The following is an 18,372-nucleotide window of genomic DNA, read 5'->3' on the forward strand; positions in this document are numbered from 1 at the left end:
GTCGTTCCCGAATAGGATCGTCGGGTGAGCAAATCGCGTCTCTACTCCGGCATGCAGCCCTCGGCCGACTCGCTTCAGATCGGCAACTACATCGGGGCCCTCATGCAGTGGCGCGATCTGCAGGAGGCGTACGACGCGTTCTTCTCGGTCGTCGACCTCCACGCCCTGACGCAACCGAACGACCCCGCCGAGCTGCGGGAGAAGACCCGGCGCACCGCCGCGCAGTACATCGCCGCGGGGATCGAGCCGGCGAAGTCGACCCTTTATGTGCAGTCGCACGTGCCCGCGCACGCCGAGCTCGCGTGGATCCTCTCGACCGTCACGGGTTTCGGCGAGGCCGGTCGCATGACGCAGTTCAAGGACAAGTCGCAGCGCTACGGCACCGAAGCGACATCGGTGGGCCTGTTCACCTACCCGGTGCTGATGGCCGCCGACATCCTGCTCTACCAGACCGACATCGTGCCCGTCGGCGACGACCAGAAGCAGCACGTCGAGCTGACCCGTGACCTCGCCGAGCGCTTCAACAGCCGGTACGGCCAGACGTTCACGGTGCCGACGCCGGTCATCCAGAAGGAGACCGCGCGCATCTACGACCTGCAGAACCCGACGGCCAAGATGTCGAAGTCGGCGGAGTCGGATGCCGGTGTGCTGTGGCTGCTCGACGACCCGGCGGTCTCGGCGAAGAAGATCATGCGAGCGGTGACCGACTCCGAGGGCTCGGTGCGCTACGACCGCGAGGCGAAGCCCGGCGTCTCGAACCTCCTCGTGATCTACGCCGCGCTGAGCGGACGCCAGATCCCGGCGATCGAGGACGAGTACGCGGGCCGCGGCTACGGCGACTTCAAGAAGGGCCTCGCCGAGGTCGTGGTGAACGAGTTCGGTCCGGTGCGCGAGCGCGTCCTCGAGCTGCTCTCCGACCCGGCCGAGCTCGACCGCGTGCTCGCCGCGAACGCCGCGCGCGCCGAGACGGTCGCGAACCGCACGCTCGCCGACGTCTACGACAAGGTCGGCCTCCTCCGCCGCGTCTGACCCGGCGCGTCAAGCCGGCCCGCCGTCCGGCAGGGCCACCTCGACCCGTCCACGTCGCATAACTCAGGCAGATCCGCCCGCTCGAGCGAGGGCAGCGCCCGTGCACACCGTTCTGCCTGAGTTACGCGCACGTCGTCCGCGGCGAGGCCCCACCGGTCAGCGGCGGGGCCGCCGTCCCGCCAGCAGCCCACGGATCGCATCCCTGACGAGATGCGGACGGAACATGATGTCTTCGGCCAGCGGTCGCAGTGTCGTATAACCCAGCGCGGCGGCCATCAAGTCGCGACGCCGGTCGCGTTGCTGCTTCTCCCAGCCCTCGTGGTGCGCGCGACTATCGCATTCGATGATGAGCCAACCGTTGACGACGAAGTCCACGCGTCCGACGCCCGCGATCTCGACTTGCGCTTCGATGCGGACACCCAGCTGCCGAAGAATGAGGCGCATGAGGCTCTCGGGTCCGGACTCGGCAATGCCGTCGACGAGCCGCAGAACGATCTGGTATCGCGCAGGGAGGCTCGCGAAGACCTCTCGCACTTGCGCCCACGAGAGAATGCCGAGGTGGAGCACACTGTCGATCGTCGCCACCGCGGCCCGCGGCGCCTGACAGCGCACGGCCTGCGCGACCGCATCGATGAGCCCGACGACGCCGAGTGTCGCATCCGTCTCGTCCTGCAACGGCCACCAGTGCATCGACAGGGACCGCCTGCCTCGCGTATCCAGCGGCACACCCCGGTTCCCCGGATCCCGGAGGCGCGACATGGTCCTCGGCAAGTGAACGTGGAGGGTCGACGACTCCAGCACGAACACGCCGAGCAGAGCGAGTAGCGAGACGCAGGCCAGGCGCCCGCCGACCCGAACCGCTCGCTCGACGCGATTGTCCGGCATCCGCATGTATCGGTCGCGGCGCACGCGGATGAGGCGACCGTGTCGGACCTCCCGGGTGATCTGCCGAGGGCGCAATCCCACTGCCAAGAGGTCGGCACGCGTGAGGACCTCGCCGATGTCGGCATCGAGCACAGTCACCGTGCCACTCTCAACCACCCCGCCGCGGACAGCCCCGGCATATGTGGAAGCTGTGGACGGCCACCGCTGGGCGCCGTCCTGTGGAGGAATCGAAGGTGCGCATAACTCAGGCCGAACCGGGTGCGGGGTGAGATCTCGCATGCCTGCAGTCGATTCAGCCTGAGTTGCGCGCGCGAGCGGGAGGCGCCGGTAGCGTGGGCGACGTGGAACCGGTCACGCTGCACACCGAGCGCCTCGAGCTGTCGCTCCCGATGGACAGCGATGTCGACGCGATCTACGAGGCGTGCCAGGATGCCGAGACCCAGCGATACACGACGGTTCCGTCGCCCTACGAGCGCAAGCACGCCGAGGAGTTCGTGCCGAAGGTCGCCGCCGATTGGGAGAGCGGCGCGCACCTCACGTGGGCCATGCGCGAGGGCGACGTGCTGGCGGGGATGATCGGGCTGTACCGCCTCGACGGCCGCGGCGGCGGAGAGCTCGGATACTGGGTCTCTCCGTGGTCGCGCCGCCGGGGACTCCTGGTCGAGGCCGCCGGTGCCGTGATCGACTGGGGCTTCGCCGCCGAGGGGCTCGGGCTCGAGCGCGTCGAGTGGCGCGCCGTGGTCGGCAACACCGGGTCGGCTCGCGCGGCGCGCGCGCTCGGCTTCCGATACGAGGGCACCCTGCGTAGGGCGCTCGTCGGCTCGCACGGCCGCGATGACGGCTGGATCGCAGCGCTCCTCTCGACGGATGACCGCTCCCCGCAGCCCTGGCCCGTCCTCGACTGACCGCGCGGGCGGCTGTCGCGGCGTCGGCGGCGCATGCGAGGATGAGCGCATGCCAGAGATGCCCGAGGTGCAGGGGCTCGTCGACTTCCTGGGCGGCCGCATCACCGGACTCCGCATCGTTCGCGCGACGGTGGCGAACATCGCGGCGCTGAAGACGTACGACCCGCCGATCGACGCGTTGAAGGACGCCGAGATCACGGGCGCCGCGCGCCACGGCAAGTTCATCGATCTCGCGACGACGGGCCCGCACCTGGTGTTCCATCTCGCGAAGGCCGGCTGGCTGCGGTGGTACGACGAGCTGCCGCAGACGGTCATCCGCCCCGGCAAGACGCCGATCGCGCTGCGCGTGGCACTCAGCGACGGCTCCGGGTTCGACCTCACGGAGGCCGGCACGAAGAAGTCCCTCGCGGTGTACGTGGTCCGCGATCCCGCCGACGTCCCGGGCGTCGCGCGGCTCGGCCCGGACCCGCTCGATCCTGCCTTCTCTCAGGAGACCTTCGCCGAGCTCCTCGCGGGCCGCCGCACGCAGATCAAGGGTGTGCTGCGCGATCAGATGATCATCGCGGGGGTCGGCAACGCGTACTCCGACGAGATCCTGCACGCCGCGAAGATGTCGCCCTACGCTCTCGCGTCGTCGCTCTCGCCCGACGATGTCGGCCGCCTGTACGACGCCATGACCGAGACGTTGACGGATGCCGTCGCCGAGGCATCCGGCAAGCCACCGGCCGAGTTGAAAGACGCCAAGCGGCGCGGCATGCAGGTGCACGGCCGCCGCGGCGAGAAATGCCCGGTGTGCGGCGACGAGGTGCACAGCGTGTTCTTCGCCGACAACTCGCTGGAGTACTGCCCCACGTGCCAGACCGGCGGGAAGATCCTCGCCGACCGCCGGCTCTCGCGGCTGCTGAAGTAGCCGCGGATCAGCCCGGCGTATCCATGAGGATGCGGGCGTCCTCGTCGACCCAGTCGAGGGACTTCGACACGGCCTTGCGCCACATGCGGCACCGGCGTTCGCGCTCCTCCTGTGGCATGCGCGGCTCGAACCGCACGTCCTCCCGCCAGTGCGAACGCAGCTCGTCGCAGTCGCGCCACACGCCGGTCGCGAGCCCGGCGGCGTACGCGGCGCCGAGCGCGGTCGTCTCGACGACCTTCGGCCGCACCACCGGGATGCCGAGGATGTCGGCCTGGAACTGCATGAGGAGGTCGTCGCGCGTCATGCCGCCGTCGACGCGCAGCTCGGCGAGCGCGCGGCCGGTGTCGGCGACGACGGCGTCGATGACGTCGCGCGTCTGGAATGCGGTCGACTCGAGGGCCGCGCGGGCGATGTGCGCCTTGTTGACGTAGCGCGTGAGCCCGACGAGCGCGCCGCGCGCGTCGGGACGCCAGTACGGGGCGAACAGCCCCGAGAAGGCGGGCACGAAGTACGCACCGCCGTTGTCGTCGACGGAGGCGGCGAGGGTCTCGACGTCTTCGGAGCGCTGGATGATCCCGAGGTTGTCGCGCAGCCACTGCACGAGAGATCCGGTCACGGCGATCGAGCCCTCGAGAGCGTACCGCGCCGGCTCGTCGCCGATCCGGTACGCGAGCGTCGTGATGAGGCCGCTCCCCGAGCGCACGATCTCGGTGCCCGTGTTGACCAGCAGGAAGTTGCCGGTGCCGTAGGTGTTCTTCGACTCGCCGGCGTCGAACGCCGCCTGCCCGAAGGTCGCGGCCTGCTGGTCGCCGAGGATCCCGGCGATGGGCACGCCGTCGAGCACCGACGGCAGCTGCGAACGCCCGACGACCTCCGACGAGGATCGGATCTCGGGCATCATCGCGCGCGGGATGCCCCACACCGCGAGCAGTTCGTCGGACCAGTCGAGGGTCCGCAGGTCCATCAGCAGCGTGCGCGACGCGTTCGTGACGTCCGTGACGTGGATGCCGCCACGGGCGCCACCGGTGAGGTTCCACACGACCCAGGTGTCAGGCGTGCCGAAGAGCAGCTCGCCGGCCTCGGCCGCTGCGCGCGCCCCCGGGACGTTGTCGAGGATCCACGCGATCTTCGACGCCGAGAAGTACGTCGCAAGCGGCAGGCCGGTGGTCTCCGCGAAGCGGTCCGTTCCTCCCTCGGCACCGAGCTCGTCGATGCGTGGCTGCGTGCGGGTGTCCTGCCACACGAGGGCGTTGTGCACCGGTCGTCCCGTGCGCTTCTCCCACACGATCGCGGTTTCGCGCTGGTTCGTCACGCCGATCGCGGCGACGTCGGATGCCGTGACCCTGGCCCGCGTGAGGCACGACGCGATGACCCATTCGGTGTTGGTCCAGATCTCGACCGGATCGTGCTCGACCCACCCGGCGCGGGGGAAGATCTGCTCGTGCTCGCGCTGCGAGACGGCGACCACCGCGCCGTCGGCGTCGAACACGATCGCCCGCGTCGAGGTCGTCCCCTGGTCGATGGCCAGCACGTGGTCGGGCATCGGCGTCTCCTTCCTCGGCGGGCGACATCGCCCGCGCGTTTCACCGCGCGACCCTCTCGCGCCGGGCGCGTGGGGTCAGGCTACCGTGCGGACGCTTCGTCCCGTTGGTCGTCCCGCACGCCCGAACCTGCCCGCGCCGGGTCCGCCGCGTGCACGGCGGCGAGCCCGCGCTCGACCTCGGCCGTCACGCGCGCCGCGTCCCAGCCGAGCACCGGAGCGATCGCCTCGGCGACCTCGGTGGCGGCATCCGTCGTCGCCCCGCCTGTGAACGCGATGCTCGTGCGCCGCATCAGCACATCGTCGAGGTGCACGACGTCTTCGGTGGCCGCGAGGTGGCGCAGCTCGCCGCTGCTGTACGTGGGCGCGTGGTCGAGCGCGGCGTCGGCGTCGTCGTCGGCGATCGCGTCGATGACGGATGCCGCGACCGTGCCGTAGCGGTCGAGCAGGGTCGCGACACGCGACGCCGGCAGGTCGATCGCGTGGGCGGCGACCCATTGCTGCCGCGCGCGCTCCGTCGTCGGAAAGCCCCTGCCGCCGCCGATCGGCACTCCCCGCGTCGACCTCCGCCGCGGCTGCGCCAGCGACGCCAGCGCGCGATCGGCGAGATGCTCTGCCGACGCCCGGAAGGTCGTCCACTTGCCTCCGACGAGGCTCAGCACCTCGGCATCCCCGCCGACGAGCGGTGCTGATTCGATGCGGTAGTCCCGTGAGACGAAACCCGGCGCGAGGTCGCCGTGGCCCGGCAGCGGACGCACGCCGGAGAAGCGATAGACGATCTGGCTGCGATCGACGGGGATCGACGGCAGCACCTGTGCGACGAGGTCGACGAAGTAGTCGACCTCGTCCTCGGTGCACACGATCGGGTCGCGCATGTCGTGCTCGAGGTCGGTGGTGCCCACCAGCACGCGCCCCTTGAGCGGGTAGATGAGGACGATGCGGCCGTCCTCGTTCTCGAAGAACAGCTCGCGTCCGCCGGTCGCCGCCAGCAGCTCGGGGTGGTCGAGCACGATGTGCGAGCCCTTCGTGCCGCCCATGTAGCCGGTGGGGTCTCCGAGCGCGAGGTTGGTCAGGTCGGTCCACGGGCCGCTCGCGTTGACGACGACGGATGCCGCGAACGGCATCTCGTCGCCGGTGACGGCATCCCGGATCACGACACGGCCGTCCTGCACGCCGACCGCCGCCGTGTAGTTCGCGGCACGCGCCCTGTCGCCTCCCGCGGCCACCCCATCGCGCAGCACGTCGAGCGCGAGGCGCTCGGGGTCGTGCAGCGACGCGTCCCAGTAGGTGGCGGTGTATTTCACCTCGGGGTTGAGCCGCGGCAGCTGCGCGAGGGACCGCTTGCGGCCGTGGAACGCGTGGCGAGGCACCGTGCCCTTGCCGAACAGGCCGCCGCCCCGCGAGAACGAGTCGTAGATGACGAGCCCGATCTTGATGAGCACCGCTCCCCGCTCGCGAGGCTTACCCGCGCCGTGGCGGAGGAACCGCAGCGGCGCCGAGAGCACGCCCGAGAACGTCGCGAAGATCGGGATCGTCGTCTGCAGGGGGCGGACGTAGTGAGGTGCCATGCGCAGCAGCGCGTTGCGCTCGGTCACGGCCTCATGGACGAGCCGGAACTCGCCGTTCTCGAGGTAGCGGATGCCGCCGTGGATCATGTGCGACGACGCGGCCGACGCGCCGCTCACGAAGTCGCCGCGCTCGACGAGCGCCACATCGACACCCTGCATCGCCAGGTCGCGGAACGTCGCGAGCCCGTTGATGCCGCCGCCGACGATCAGCACGTCGGCGTACGGCCGTTCCGTCAGTCGATCGAACCCGCGCCTCGGCTGGGCCGATCCGCGTTGTGCGCGTGCCGTGGTCATCGCCTCACCGTCCCCTCCTCCAGGCTACGTGGCCACGCCGACATCCGGACGCGCGCCGCGCGTTCGCGGGCACCTCGGCGGTGATTTCATGCGACGACATGGAATGAATCGGCGGACACTGTGTTGATTAGACTCGTGAGCATCAACGTGCTCCGGGGTCGGTGAGAATCCGAACCGGCGGTGACAGTCCGCGAGCCAAGGCATCAGCATCCGTTTCGGATGCCGCCGCGGCCGATCCGGTGGAATTCCGGAACCGACGGTGATGCGACAGAGGTCCGAACAGGAGCTCTGCCGCTAGTCCGGATGGGAGGCAGCACGGGCGGCGTCGATCGCGCCGCCTGCTTCCCCTGCCCCGGAGCGTCGAGACGAGACGAGGGGCAGGAATGGCGAGCACGGCCGAGCACGACGCGATGCGTCGCGCGCTGGCGATCGCCCGCAAGGGTCCGCGCGGGGTCAACCCGCAGGTCGGCGCGGTGCTGATCGCGCCGGACGGTCGCGTGCTCGCCGAGGGCTGGCACCGCGGGGCCGGCACGCCACACGCCGAAGTCGACGCGCTGTCGAAGATCGCCCCCGCCGATGCACGCGGTGCGACCGCGGTCGTGACGCTCGAGCCGTGCAACCACACCGGACGCACCGGGCCCTGCTCCGAAGCCCTCATCGCGGCGGGCGTCGCCCGCGTCGTGTACTCCATCTCCGATCCCGGCGACCGCTCGTCCGGCGGCGGAGAACGTCTGCGCGCCGCCGGGGTTCAGGTCGAGGCCGGCCTGCTCGCCGAGGAGGCGGAAGACCTCCTGGAGTCGTGGCTGACCGTGCAGCGACTCGGCCGCCCGCACGTGACCGTCAAGTGGGCGCAGAGTCTCGATGGCCGCGCAGCCGCAGCTGACGGGACCAGCCAGTGGATCACCGGGCCCGCCGCGCGAGCCGACGTGCACCGCCGCCGCGCCGCGTCCGACGCGATCGTCGCGGGCATCGGCACGGTGCTCGCCGACGACCCCGCCCTCACGGCTCGCGCCGCCGACGGGTCGCTGCTGCCGGGCCAGCCGATTCCCGTCGTGCTCGGAGCGCGCAACGTGCCCGGCACCGCCGCGCTGCGACGTCACCCTCACCCGTTCCTGCAGTATTCGGGCGACGACCTGCGCGCGGTGCTGGAGGACCTCAAGGGACGCGGCGTGCAGCGCGTCTTCGTCGAGGGCGGACCGGCCGTCGCGGCCTCGTTCGTGCGCGAGGAGCTCGCCGATGAGCTGCTGGTCTACATCGCGCCGATGCTGCTCGGCGGCGATCTGCTCGCGCTGCGCGACATCGGCGTCGAGACGATCGCCCAGGCGCGACGACTGTCGGTCTCGCGCACCGAGACCCTCGGAGACGACCTGCTCGTCATCGCCACGCCCGTGGCAGCGGAGGCGACCGCGGTCGATCGTCGATCCTCCGCCGCGCACGGACTTCGAGAAGGAGAGAGCTGATGTTCACCGGAATCGTGGAAGAGATCGGCGAGATCACCGCGGTCGAGCCATCGGGCGACGGCGTGCGGGTGACCGTGCGCGGGCCGAAGGCGGTGGCGGATGCCGCGCACGGCGACTCCATCTCGGTGAGCGGCGTGTGCCTCACGGTCGTCGACCAGGGCACGGACTGGTTCACCGCTGACGTGATGAAGCAGACGCTCGACATGTCCACCCTCGCGGGCGTGACGCCGGGTCGCCTGATCAACCTCGAGCGCGCCACCGCCGCGCACGGACGCCTCGGCGGGCACATCGTCCAGGGGCACATCGACGGCACCGGCGAAGTGGTCGAGGTCCGCCCGGGCGCGCAGTGGCGCGTGCTGCGCATCTCGCTGCCCGCTGAGCTCGCCCCGCTCGTCGTCGACAAGGGCTCGATCGCCGTCGACGGTGTCTCCCTCACCGTGAGTGCGGCGAGCCCGGCACCGTCGACCGGCTCGGGGGCCGAGAGCGAGGCGTGGTTCGAGGTGTCGCTCATCCCCGAGACGCTCACCGCCACGACCCTCGGCGAGCGGTCCCCCGGCGACCGCGTCAACCTCGAGACCGACATCCTCGCCCGCCACGTGCAGCGACTGCTGGCCTTCGCACCCTCGGCCGCGACGGCAGCCCCGAGACTCCCCGCGGCTGCGGCCGCTCCGACGGAAGGAGGCTCCGAATGAGCCTTGCCACGATTCCCGAGGCCCTCGACGCCCTGCGCGCCGGCCGGCCCGTCATCGTCGCCGACGATGAGAACCGCGAGAACGAAGGCGACGTCGTGCTGTCGGCACAGCTGGCCACCCCCGAGTGGATCGCGTGGACGGTGCGCTGGACGAGCGGGTTCCTGTGCGCGCCGATGCCCGCCGACTGGGCGGACCGTCTCGACCTCCCGCCGATGGTGGAGAACAACGAAGACGCCCGCGGCACCGCCTACACGGTGAGCGTCGACGCGGCCGACCGGATGTCGACGGGCATCAGCGCGGTCGATCGCGCGCACACGCTCAACGTGCTCGCCGACCCGGCCTCGACGCCCGCTTCGGTGATCCGCCCCGGACACGTGCTGCCTCTGCGCGCGGTCGACGGCGGCGTGCGGGAGCGGGCCGGCCACACCGAGGCCGCCGTCGAGCTCATGCGGCTCGCCGAGCTCGCGCCGGTCGGCGTCATCGGCGAGGTCGTCGCCGAGGACGGCAGCATGATGCGCCTTCCCGGGCTCCAGGAGCTCGGCGCCGAGTACGAGATCCCGGTCATCACGATCGAGCAGCTGATCGCATACCTCGACGAGCACCAGCCCTGCGACCCTGCGGTGCGCAGCGGTCACAAGCGTCGCGTGAGCCTCCGGGCCGAGTCGCGCGTGCCCACGTCGCACGGCGAGTTCCGCTTCCTGGCGTACAAGGACCGCGTCACGGGCACCGACCACATCGCGGTCGTCTCGGGCGAGCTCAGCTCGGCGCCGCTCGTGCGCGTCCACTCGGAGTGCCTGACGGGCGAGGCGTTCGGCTCGCTCAAGTGCGAGTGCGGGCCGCAGCTGGATGCCGCTCTCGACGCGATCGAGCAGGACGGCGGCGTCGTGATCTACATGCGCGGTCACGAGGGCCGCGGCATCGGTCTCATCAACAAGCTGCGCGCGTACTCGCTGCAGGAGCGCGGCCTCGACACCGTCGACGCCAACCTGGCGCTGGGTCTGCCCGCCGATGCTCGTGACTACGCGGCGGCCGCCGGCATCCTCGCCGACCTCGGCATCGAGAAGGTGCGCCTGCTGACGAACAACTCCGACAAGGTCAACCAGCTCCGCGAACTCGGCCTCGACATCGTCGAGCAGGTTCCGCTCCTGGTGGGCGTGGGCCCGAACAACCACCAGTACCTGGCGACCAAGCGCGACCGCATGGGCCACATCATCGCCGAGGAAGACCTCGCCGACGCGCTCGCCCAGATGCACGAAGGAGCCGAGCGATGAGCGGCAAGGGAGCACCCCAGGTCACCGGTCCTGTCGACGGCAGCGGGCTCGACATCGTCGTGATCGCGGGCGAATGGCACGAGCAGATCACCGACGGGCTCATCGCGGGTGCGCAGCGCGCGCTCGACGCGGCCGGTGCGACATGGCGGCTCGTCCGGGTGCCAGGGTCGTTCGAGCTGCCCGTCACGGCGAAGGCGGCGCTCGACGCGGGCGCTGATGCGGTGGTGGCGCTCGGCGTGATCATCCGCGGCGGCACACCGCACTTCGAGTTCGTGTCGTCGGCCGCGACGGACGGACTCACGCGCGTCGCGCTCGACACCGGAAAGCCCATCGGGTTCGGCGTGCTGACGCTGGACGACGAAGCGCAGGGCATCGCGCGTGCCGGCCTGCCCGGGTCCGAGGAGGACAAGGGCCACGAGGCGGCGGATGCCGCGATCCGCACGGCTCTCGTGCTGCGGGCGCTCCGCGCCTGACGCGAGGGCGGGAGCATCACGTCGGGTGAGGCCCGCCTTCCTGGCGCCCCGACACTGATGGGCCTAGCGTGACGGCTATGGAAATCCTCCGCCACATCGTCGTGCTCATTCACCTCGTCGGGTTCGCGGTGCTCTTCGGAGCCTGGGTGGTCGAAGCAGTGAACGGAAAGCGCCAGATCACGCGTCTCATGAACTGGGGACTCGCGATCGCCGGTCTCGCCGGCCTCATCCTCGCAGCCCCGTGGGGCATCGAAGGCGAACTCAACTACGTCAAGATCGGTGTGAAGCTCGTCATCCTCGTCATCATCGGCGCTCTGCTCGGCATCGGCGCCGGCCGCCAGCGCAAGACCGGCGCCGTCCCCCCGGCGATCTTCTGGTCGATCGGCGTGCTCACGCTCGCGAACGCGGCGATCGCCGTGCTCTGGCGCTGACGCACGGAACATCGACAAACGGATGCCGCGGCCCGAAGGCCGCGGCATCCGTCGTCTCCGGCCGTCAGCGTGCCCGCTCGGACTAGACTCGATACTCGTGCCCGGGCGACTCCGCCCGGAGCCACGGTGACCCAGCGCAGTGCCGCCTGACGCGTCACCCCCGCGCCGAGCGGATGCGCCACCTCGCCATCCCACGAGGGTGCCCCGCTCCGCTCCACACAGGTTTTCTATGACTTCCCCCACTGCCGTGACCACCGCGGCCCCCGCGAATCCCCGGTCCCGCGTCATCACCGCGAGCCTCGTCGGCACCACGATCGAGTTCTACGACTTCTACGTCTATGCGACCGCCGCGGTGCTCGTGTTTCCCATCCTCTTCTTCCCCACCGGCAACGACACCACGGCACTGCTCGCCTCGTTCGGCGTCTTCGGCGCAGCGATGGTCGCGCGCCCGCTCGGCGCGATCGTGTTCGGCCATTTCGGCGACCGCTTCGGCCGCAAGGCCACCCTCGTGGGTTCGCTCCTCACGATGGGCATCGCGACCTTCCTCATCGGCTGCCTTCCCACGTTCAACGAGATCGGATGGTGGGCGGCCCTGCTGCTGCTGATCCTGCGCCTCGCGCAAGGCTTCGCGCTCGGCGGCGAATGGTCGGGCGCGGCGCTGGTCGCGACCGAGAACGCACCGACCGGCAAGCGGGCCTGGTACGGGACCTTCCCGCAGCTCGGTGCGCCGCTGGGCTTCATCATCGCGAACTCGGTGTTCCTCGGGATCAACTACCTGCTCCCCCACCCCGACGGTGCCGCGCAGCGCTCGGCGGACTTCCTCGCGTGGGGCTGGCGCGTGCCGTTCCTCTTCTCCGCCGTCATGGTGATCATCGGCCTCTGGGTGCGTCTGCGACTGGTCGAGTCCGAGACGTTCGTCAAAGCCGAGGAGAAGGGCGCGATCCGGAAGTTCCCGCTCGGGACCGTCATCCGACATCACTGGTGGCACCTCATCCTCGGCACGTTCATCATGCTGGCGACGTACGTGCTGTTCTACCTGATGACGAATTTCACGCTGTCGTACGGCACCAAGGCGGCCGACCTCGAGACCGCGTCGGCGGCGGCGCAGAAGGCGGCCGAAGCCGCCGGCACGCCGTTCGATCCGGCGGCGTTCGCCGCGCAGTTCTATCCGGGCCTCGGCTTCGGCTACACCGATTTCGTGCTGATGCAGATCATCGGCGTGGTGTTCTTCGGCATCTTCACGCTGCTGTCGGGTCCCATCGCCGACGCGATCGGCCGTCGCCGGCTGCTGCTGTGGGTGACGGGACTCATCGTCGTCTTCGGTCTCACCTTCAACCTGTTCCTGTCGCCGCAGCTCGACCCGAAGTTCACGGGGGCTCTCACGCAGGCGTTCCTGATCTTCGGGTTCATGCTCATGGGGTCGACGTTCGGACCGATGGGTGCCGTGCTCCCCGAGCTCTTCCCGACGAACGTGCGGTACTCGGGCTCGGCCATCTCCTACAACGTGTCGTCGATCCTGGGTGCCGCGCTGGCCCCCATCGTCGCGGTCGCCCTCTGGGCTGCCGCCGACGGAAGCCCGTGGCTCGTGGGCGTCTACCTCTCGGCGATGAGCGTCCTGACCTTCATCGCGCTGCTGCTGTCGCCCGAGACGAAGGACATCGACTACAACGCCGACCTCGGCGTCGGAGCGACCGGCTCGCTCTGACGGACCGCAGAATCGCGGATGTCGCAGCCCGCGTGGGCTGCGGCGTCCGCGATTCCGTGAACATGCTCAGTCGAGGAAGAGCGCGCGCAGCCGCTTCGTCGTGAATACGAGGCCGATCGCGATCATCACGGCGAAGTACAGCACGTGCAGCCACATCGCGGGCGTGAGGATGCCGGTCGTGAGGCCCCGCACGAGCTCGACGCCGTGCCACAGCGGGAACGCCATGATGATGCTCTGCACCCACTCGGGGTAGATCGAGATCGGGTACAGCGTGGCCGAGAACAGGAACATCGGCAACAGGACGAAGTTGATCCAGTCCATGTGCTGGAAGGTCTTCATGTAGCTCGTGACCGCCATGCCGAGGCTCGCGAAGCCGAAGGCGATCAGCAGCACCGCCGGGATCGCGAGGATCGCCGTCCACGCGAGGTTCAGCCCGAGGATCTGCATGATGACCATGAACCCGGTCGCATACAGCAGGCCGCGCAGCAGCGCGTAGAGGATCTCGCCGAGCGCGACGTCGAGCGGCCCGAGCGAGGTGGCGAGCATGCCCTCGTAGAGCTTGCCGTAGTTGAGCTTGAAGAACACGTTCCACGTCGAGTCGTAGATCGCGCCGTTCATGGCCGAGACAGCGAGGAGTGCGGGCGCGATGAACGCCGCGTACGGCACCTCGACGCCCGCCGAGGTCTCGACGTCGCCGATGATGGAGCCGAGGCCGATGCCCATCGAGGCGAGGTAGAACACCGGTTCGAAGAATCCGGAGAGCACGACGACCCAGCTCGACGAGCGCGCCGCGATGAGGCCGCGCTGCACGACCGCCTGCGGGTTGCCCGCCCACAGGGCCCGCACGCCGCCGGTGCGCGTCGGCATGTCCATCGTGGTGGTCACTTCGCGAGCCTCCGCTCGAACAGACGACGCGCGACGATGAGGCCGCCGATCGTGAGGACGAGCAGGTAGACGAGGTGCACCGCGATCATGAGCGGGGCGACGTCCTTGCCGTAGGTGACGACGCGGCCGAGCTCGGTGGCGTGCCACAGCGGCGAGATCCAGCCGATCCACTCGAGCCAGATCGGAAGGCTGGACAGCGGATAGAAGGTGCCGGAGAACAGGAACATCGGCATGAAGACGAACCGCTGCACCAGCGCGAACTGGCCCTTGTCGTCCTCGATCGTCGCGGCGTATGCCATGAGTGGAATGCCGAACGACAACCCCGCCAGGAGGCCGATGGGCATCGAGAGCCACGCGGTCGCCGGCGTGAGCGCCTCGGGCTGGAGCCACGCGAAGAACAGCGCGATGAAGACGAAGTACAGCGCGACGGTGAGACCCATGCGGGCGCCGGCACCGGCGACGACGCCGTTCGCGATCTGGCTCGACGACAGCGGAGACGCATTGAAGCCGTAGAAGTAGCGCCGCCATTTGAAGCCCGACATCACGGGATACGTGAACTCCTCCGACGCGACCGCGATCGCCGAGGTCATGAGCAGCGCCGGAGCGACGAACACGAGGTACGGCACGGTCTGCCCGCCGTCGTCGATGGGCTGGCCGATGAGCGCGGCGAGCCCGACGGCGAGTCCGAGGAGGTAGAGCACCGGCTGGCCGAGCGCACCGATGATGATCGTCCATCCGTACGCGCGCATGGCGCGCACCATGTGCTCGGTGACGTACCACGAGCCGCGGGCGCGCGGCTTGCGCCCCCACTCCATCGCCTCGGCGCGCAGCTCGTCCAGCGCGGCGTCGGTCGTGGCGGATGCCGCGGGCCGCGGCATCCGTGATCCGACAGGCTCTTCCATGGGAGAGTCGCTCATTCGATCAGCGACCTTCCGGTCAGACGCAGGAACACGTCTTCGAGGCTCGAGCGACGCACCAGGCTCGTGAGCGGGTGCAGGCCGCGGTGCGTCAGTTCTTCGAGCGCCGCCTCGCCGTTGTGCGCGTACACCAGGACGCGGTCGGGCAGCACCTCGACGCGATCGCCGATGCCCTGCAGCTGCGCGGCGACGGCGGCGTTGCGGTCGGAGCCGAACCGCACCTCGAGCACCTCACGGCTGGAGTGCTCCCGGATGAGCGACGCCGGAGTGCCTTCGGCCATGATCCTGCCCTTGTCGACCACGATGAGCCGGTCGCACAGCTGCTCGGCCTCGTCCATGTAGTGGGTCGTCAGCACGAGCGTCGTGCCGCGCTCCTTGAGGCGGAAGAGGCGGTCCCACAGCACGTGGCGGGCCTGCGGGTCGAGGCCAGTGGTCGGCTCGTCGAGCAACAGGATGCGGGGGTCGTTGATCAGGCCGCGCGCGATCGTCAGGCGCCGCTTCATGCCGCCGGAGAGCTGATCGACCTTGCTCTTGGCCTTGTCTTCGAGCTGAGCGAACGCGAGCAGCTCGTCCGCCTTCTCAGCGCACACCTTGCCGGGCAGGCCGAAGTACCGGCCGTAGATGTAGAGGTTCTCGCGCGCGTTGAGCTCGCCGTCCAGGTTGTCCTGCTGCGGCACGACGCCCAGCCGCGAACGGATCTCGGGTCCGTACCGATCGGGGTCGAGGCCGAGGATCGAGAGGTCTCCCCCGGTGCGCGTCGAGACCGCGCCGATCATCTTCATGGTCGTGGACTTGCCGGCGCCGTTGGGTCCGAGCAGGCCGAACGACTCGCCCGGTGCGACCTCGAACGAGAGTCCGTCGACCGCGACGAAGTCGGGCTTCCCCTTCACCTGGTAGGCCTTGATGAGGTTCTTGGCATCGATCACGGGGGCGGGCACCGGACTACCCTAACGCCCGCCCGCGACACCCGGAGTCCGCCGAACATGCGTCAACACAAGTTGACAGCATCGGGCCGTGTCAACTATGGTTGACGGCGACGGATGCCGAGACCGCGGCATCCGGATCCAGCCCAGGAGCGAGCCATGAGCGGGGACGAGATCCTCACCCTGATCGGCGCGGCGGGCGAGCGCGAGCCGCTCGCCGAGCTGCATCGTCTCGCCGACGTCCGGCGCGAGCTCGCCCGTGCCGAAGAGGTGCAGGTGCGCAGGGCGCGCAACCTCGGATTCTCATGGCAGGCCATCGCGAGCGCCCTGGGCGTGAGCAAGCAGGCCGTCCACAAGAAGTACGGTCGAAGGTAAGCCCCTTTCACGAACGAGGTACACCCATGCCCTCCGCCGAACTCGACCAGGCCGCCGCCACCGGGCCCGGCACCGAGCCGTCCACGACCGAGGCGCCGGCACGCGCCAGGGGCCGCGGCGTCCGGAACCGCGCCGACAAGACCGACGGACCCCGTGCGACCTTCGGGCAGCTGCTGCCCTACCTTTTCGAGCACAAGCGCACGCTCGTCGTGGTCTCGGGACTGAGCGTCCTGGGTGCGATCGCGACGCTGGTGCAGCCGCTGCTGGTCGGCCAGGTCATCGAACGCGTTCAGCAGGAGCTGCCGCTCGGGTGGCTGCTGTGGGCGCTGGTCGGCTTCGTCATCGCGTCGTCCCTCATCACGGCGTGGCAGCACTATCTGCTGCAGCGCACCGGCACCGCGGTCGTGTACTCGAGCCGACGGCGGCTGATCGCCCGGATCCTGCACCTGCCGATCAGCGAGTTCGACGCGCGCCGCACCGGCGACCTCGTCTCGCGGGTCGGGAGCGACACGACGCTGCTCTACGCCGCGCTCACCCAGGGCCTCGCCGACGCGATCGGCAACGCGCTGCTCTTCGCCGGCGCGCTCATCGCGATGGCGCTCATCGACTGGGTCCTGCTGGCAATCATCGTCGTGGTGATCGGCGTCTCGGTGCTCGGCGTCACGGCCCTCAGCGGTCGCATCCGCACCGCCTCCACCGAGCAGCAGGAGAAGGTGGGGGAGCTCGCGTCGGGCGTCGAACGCGCGGTCGGCTCGATCCGCACCGTCCGCGCCGCGGGTGCCACCGAGCGGGAGGTGGCGTCCGTGACCGAACGCGCGAGCGACGCGTATCGCGTCGGCGTGCGCATCGCCAAGGTCTCGGCGCTCGTCGTGCCGATCGCCGGCGTCGCACTCCAGGTGTCGCTGCTCGTCGTGATCGGGTTCGGCGGCTTCCGCGTCGCGACGGGCGCGATCACGATCGCGAGCCTCGTGATGTTCATCATGTTCCTCTTCATGCTCATCGCGCCGCTCGGCTCGTTCTTCGGCGCGATCACCTCCGTCAATCAGGCGCTCGGCGCGCTCGGACGGATCCAGGAGGTCCTCGACCTCCCCACCGAGTCGCACGACGACGCCGCGATCGCCGCGAGCCTTCGCGAGGCTCGGGAACCGGCCGCGGAAGGCGTCGAGGCGCCGGCGATCGAGTTCCGAGACGTGCGCTTCCGCTATCCCGAGAACGTGGTCGCCGCGCGCCGCAAGGCCGAGGTCGAAGCTCGCGCCGTGCTCGAGAGCGCGCACGTCGACACCTCGGCGATCGCCCTCGACGCCGACGGCGAGACGGATGCCGCGACCGCCGCCTCCCCGGACGGCGAGGTGCTGCGCGGCGTGTCGTTCGAGGTGCCGCGGGGTGCGCGCGTCGCGCTCGTCGGGCCGTCGGGCGCCGGCAAGAGCACGACGCTCGCGCTCATCGAGCGCTTCTACGACCCGACCGGCGGCTCGATCCTCCTCGACGGCGCCGATGTGCGCACGCTCGACCGCGCCGGGCTGCGCGCTCAGCTCGGGTACGTCGAGCAGGATGCGCCCACCTTGGCCGGCACGCTCGGCGACAATCTGCGACTCGCCTCCCCCGAGGCATCCGACGCCGAATGCGAAGCCGTGCTGCGCGCGGTCAACCTGGGAGAGGTGCTCGACCGCAATCCGCTGGGGCTCGACGCGCCCGTCGGCGAGAGCGGCGTCATGCTGTCGGGCGGTGAGCGCCAGCGGCTCGCGATCGCCCGGGCGCTGCTCGCCGCTCCCCCGATCCTGCTGCTCGACGAGTCGACGTCGTCGCTCGACGGATTGAACGAGCAGCGCATGCGCGACGCGATCGACGCCGTCGCCGCGGGCCGCACCCTCATCGTGATCGCGCACCGGCTCTCGACCGTCGTCGACAGCGACCACATCGTCGTGATGGACCACGGCCGGGTCGTCGGCCAGGGCACGCACTCCGAGCTCGTCGAGTCGACGCCCCTGTACCGCGACCTCGCGAGGCACCAGCTGCTGGTGTGACCCGGCCCCTCACGGCCCGCCCGTCCACGACGTGCCGGCCCCGGCGGCGCGTCGTGACAGGCGGGTCGCCCAAGAGCAGGCGCCC

At 70.1% G+C, this 18,372-nt stretch carries 17 protein-coding genes and 1 riboswitch; of the genes, 11 read left to right on the forward strand and 6 right to left on the reverse strand.

The window, feature by feature from the left end:
* The first annotated feature begins 24 nt into the window (after positions 1 to 24).
* On the forward strand, positions 25 to 1,029 hold the full coding sequence (trpS, locus tag AC3ANN_RS12285) for a tryptophan--tRNA ligase (protein WP_488337680.1): 1,005 nt from the start codon (positions 25 to 27) through the stop codon (positions 1,027 to 1,029).
* A gap of 156 nt (positions 1,030 to 1,185) precedes the next feature.
* On the opposite strand, the gene AC3ANN_RS12290 is transcribed toward trpS, so the two are convergent.
* The gene (locus AC3ANN_RS12290) at positions 1,186 to 2,046 is read right to left on the reverse strand and encodes an endonuclease domain-containing protein (RefSeq protein WP_488337681.1); all 861 of its coding nucleotides are present in this window, start codon (positions 2,044 to 2,046) and stop codon (positions 1,186 to 1,188) included.
* A gap of 209 nt (positions 2,047 to 2,255) precedes the next feature.
* Between AC3ANN_RS12290 and AC3ANN_RS12295 the strand changes: the two genes are divergently transcribed.
* Positions 2,256 to 2,819 (forward strand): GNAT family N-acetyltransferase, encoded by a 564-nt coding sequence (locus tag AC3ANN_RS12295; protein ID WP_488337682.1) that lies wholly within the window; start codon positions 2,256 to 2,258, stop codon positions 2,817 to 2,819.
* Between the two features lie 49 nt (positions 2,820 to 2,868).
* Positions 2,869 to 3,729: an Fpg/Nei family DNA glycosylase gene (locus AC3ANN_RS12300; RefSeq protein WP_488337683.1), complete on the forward strand. Its 861-nt coding sequence runs from the start codon at positions 2,869 to 2,871 to the stop codon at positions 3,727 to 3,729.
* Positions 3,730 to 3,736: 7 nt separating this feature from the next.
* Here AC3ANN_RS12300 and glpK read toward each other — a convergent pair whose 3' ends face one another.
* The gene (glpK, locus tag AC3ANN_RS12305; protein WP_488337684.1) at positions 3,737 to 5,272 is read right to left on the reverse strand and encodes a glycerol kinase GlpK; all 1,536 of its coding nucleotides are present in this window, start codon (positions 5,270 to 5,272) and stop codon (positions 3,737 to 3,739) included.
* 80 nt (positions 5,273 to 5,352) lie between these two features.
* Positions 5,353 to 7,131: a glycerol-3-phosphate dehydrogenase/oxidase gene (locus AC3ANN_RS12310; RefSeq protein WP_488337685.1), complete on the reverse strand. Its 1,779-nt coding sequence runs from the start codon at positions 7,129 to 7,131 to the stop codon at positions 5,353 to 5,355.
* 144 nt (positions 7,132 to 7,275) lie between these two features.
* Positions 7,276 to 7,451, forward strand: a riboswitch (FMN riboswitch).
* Between the two features lie 63 nt (positions 7,452 to 7,514).
* Between AC3ANN_RS12310 and ribD the strand changes: the two genes are divergently transcribed.
* The 6 genes from ribD (at position 7,515) to AC3ANN_RS12340 (ending at position 13,163) form a co-directional block, all read left to right on the forward strand.
* Entirely contained in the window at positions 7,515 to 8,591 is a 1,077-nt protein-coding gene (ribD, locus tag AC3ANN_RS12315; protein WP_488337686.1) for a bifunctional diaminohydroxyphosphoribosylaminopyrimidine deaminase/5-amino-6-(5-phosphoribosylamino)uracil reductase RibD, read from the forward strand.
* On the forward strand, positions 8,591 to 9,283 hold the full coding sequence (locus AC3ANN_RS12320) for a riboflavin synthase (protein ID WP_488337687.1): 693 nt from the start codon (positions 8,591 to 8,593) through the stop codon (positions 9,281 to 9,283). Before ribD ends, AC3ANN_RS12320 begins: the two co-directional genes overlap by 1 nt.
* Positions 9,280 to 10,554 carry a GTP cyclohydrolase II gene (gene ribA / locus AC3ANN_RS12325; protein ID WP_488337688.1) on the forward strand — a complete coding sequence of 425 codons (1,275 nt, stop codon included), beginning with the start codon at positions 9,280 to 9,282 and terminating at the stop codon, positions 10,552 to 10,554. Before AC3ANN_RS12320 ends, ribA begins: the two co-directional genes overlap by 4 nt.
* Complete coding sequence (ribH, locus tag AC3ANN_RS12330; RefSeq protein ID WP_488337689.1) at positions 10,551 to 11,027, forward strand: 6,7-dimethyl-8-ribityllumazine synthase; 477 nt, start codon at positions 10,551 to 10,553, stop codon at positions 11,025 to 11,027. Before ribA ends, ribH begins: the two co-directional genes overlap by 4 nt.
* A gap of 77 nt (positions 11,028 to 11,104) precedes the next feature.
* Complete coding sequence (locus tag AC3ANN_RS12335; protein ID WP_488337690.1) at positions 11,105 to 11,458, forward strand: Fe-S protein; 354 nt, start codon at positions 11,105 to 11,107, stop codon at positions 11,456 to 11,458.
* 229 nt (positions 11,459 to 11,687) lie between these two features.
* On the forward strand, positions 11,688 to 13,163 hold the full coding sequence (locus AC3ANN_RS12340) for an MFS transporter (RefSeq protein WP_488337691.1): 1,476 nt from the start codon (positions 11,688 to 11,690) through the stop codon (positions 13,161 to 13,163).
* Positions 13,164 to 13,229: 66 nt separating this feature from the next.
* Here the strand turns inward: AC3ANN_RS12340 and AC3ANN_RS12345 are convergent, their stop codons facing one another.
* Genes AC3ANN_RS12345 through AC3ANN_RS12355 form a run of 3 tightly spaced genes read right to left on the reverse strand, consistent with a single transcriptional unit; the run spans position 13,230 to position 15,903 of the window.
* Positions 13,230 to 14,036: an ABC transporter permease gene (locus tag AC3ANN_RS12345; RefSeq protein ID WP_488340834.1), complete on the reverse strand. Its 807-nt coding sequence runs from the start codon at positions 14,034 to 14,036 to the stop codon at positions 13,230 to 13,232.
* 8 nt (positions 14,037 to 14,044) lie between these two features.
* Positions 14,045 to 14,926, reverse strand: a complete 882-nt coding sequence (locus AC3ANN_RS12350) for an ABC transporter permease (RefSeq protein WP_488337692.1) — start codon at positions 14,924 to 14,926, stop codon at positions 14,045 to 14,047.
* A 35-nt stretch (positions 14,927 to 14,961) separates the two neighbouring features.
* The gene (locus AC3ANN_RS12355) at positions 14,962 to 15,903 is read right to left on the reverse strand and encodes an ABC transporter ATP-binding protein (RefSeq protein ID WP_488337693.1); all 942 of its coding nucleotides are present in this window, start codon (positions 15,901 to 15,903) and stop codon (positions 14,962 to 14,964) included.
* Positions 15,904 to 16,047: 144 nt separating this feature from the next.
* Between AC3ANN_RS12355 and AC3ANN_RS12360 the strand changes: the two genes are divergently transcribed.
* A complete protein-coding gene (locus tag AC3ANN_RS12360) occupies positions 16,048 to 16,263 on the forward strand; it encodes an AsnC family protein (protein WP_488337694.1) in 216 nt (71 codons plus the stop codon).
* Positions 16,264 to 16,289: 26 nt separating this feature from the next.
* The gene (locus tag AC3ANN_RS12365; protein ID WP_488337695.1) at positions 16,290 to 18,287 is read left to right on the forward strand and encodes an ABC transporter ATP-binding protein; all 1,998 of its coding nucleotides are present in this window, start codon (positions 16,290 to 16,292) and stop codon (positions 18,285 to 18,287) included.
* Positions 18,288 to 18,372 lie beyond the last annotated feature (85 nt).

It is taken from the genome of Microbacterium sp. STRO-2N (assembly GCF_057747775.1).